Below are 1,435 nucleotides of genomic sequence, written 5' to 3'. Positions count from 1 at the left end.
ACTGACAATACCTTGGCAGAATCTCTTAATCAATTCGTCGGGAATCACTATATTTTTTAATGTTTATCAAACATTCTTTATATAAAAATAGAAAAATCAGTATTATTGCTTAAGCAAAATTTTATTATTATTTAGATCGATTGTGGGGTCCTCAAGTTTGTTTATCGTGGACATTCCTAAAAGAAATTCTTCATCTTCTATTCCAGAAATCACAGCGATTTCGACATTATAAATTTTTTTTGGTCCAATAATCATTGATGGTAACTGCCAGACCTCAGCCCTAACCTTTTCCCCGTTTGCAATATTATAATACGTATTTCTGAGGAAATGTTGCCGCCTATTTAAAAATCCAGTATTTATTTGACTCTTTAAATACGACTCAGAAACCATTGTGGTAGATGCTCCTGTGTCTAACATAAATGTAGTCAAAACTCCATTAATTTTGGTATTAATAAATTTATGACCGTTTCTAGAAGTCAGTTGAATGAAAATTTCTTGTTTTGCTTTTACAGCGGTTATATCTGGTTTATAAGTCTTTGAAGGTTTTATGATAAAAAATAATAGTAAAACAGCTATAAATCCAGATGTCATTACAATAGTTGTTTTATGCTTTTGATAATAGGTGGGGGCTATTATAGAAGGTATCTCTTTTTTATTTGCCTTTGGATCTGGTTTAGTTGCCATTGCCAAACGTTCTATGTCTGATAAAACTTTAGCCTCTAGGTGAATCTTAGAAAGTTTACTAATAAGTTTTGATGAATCTGCTACTTTCTCTAATTTAAAAATAAGGCCAAGAGCATCAGAATAGTTTTTCTCTGTATGTTTTAAGACCTCCACAAGCCCAATGATTTCTATTTTATTTTTCATTGTGGCTTTTTTATACACCCCAACAATAGCAAGTGCAGAGAGCTCTTTTGTAAGCTCAACACGCTGACGTTTGATGTCTAGATTCGTAATGTTTTTCATTTAAAATTATTAAATAGGATAATTTACTTTTGATTTTAGCTGACCGTTTTCATACCAAGTACGCCACAATCCTTCCCTTTCACCACTTAGATAATTTCCTTCTGATTTTAGCTGACCGTTTCCATGCCACTCAACCCACAATCCTTCCATTTCACCACTTAGATAATTTCCTTCAAATTCTAGCTGACTGTTTCTATGCCACCAACGCCACAATCCTTCCCTTTCACCACTTAGATATTTTCCTTCTGATTCTAGCTGACTGTTTCTATGCCACCAACGCCACAATCCTTCCCTTTCACCACTTAGATAATTTCCTTCAAATACTAGCTGACCGTTTTCACGCCATGAGCGTGATAAACCTTCAATTTCACCATTTAAATAATTTTCTTCTGATTTTAGCTGACCGTTTTCATACCATGAGCGTGATAAACCTTCAATTTCACCATTTAAATAATTTTCTTCTGATTTT

Annotated in this window: 2 protein-coding genes; both read right to left on the bottom strand. The window is 33.4% G+C overall.

Annotated elements, in window-relative coordinates; all coding sequences use genetic code 11:
• Positions 1-102 precede the first annotated feature (102 nt).
• Positions 103-966 (bottom strand): TIGR02281 family clan AA aspartic protease, encoded by an 864-nt coding sequence (locus tag ACFDSN_RS08850; RefSeq protein WP_375239487.1) that lies wholly within the window; start codon positions 964-966, stop codon positions 103-105.
• A gap of 9 nt (positions 967-975) precedes the next feature.
• Positions 976-1,435, bottom strand: a 460-nt coding sequence (locus tag ACFDSN_RS08845; RefSeq protein WP_375239486.1) for a toxin-antitoxin system YwqK family antitoxin, incomplete at its 5' end; no start/stop codon positions are given.

The organism is Aurantibacter sp. (assembly GCF_042094015.1).
Classification (GTDB): domain Bacteria; phylum Bacteroidota; class Bacteroidia; order Flavobacteriales; family Flavobacteriaceae; genus Aurantibacter.
Note: the sequence above shows the minus strand (reverse complement) of the source record. Positions and strands in the feature narration are given on the sequence as shown.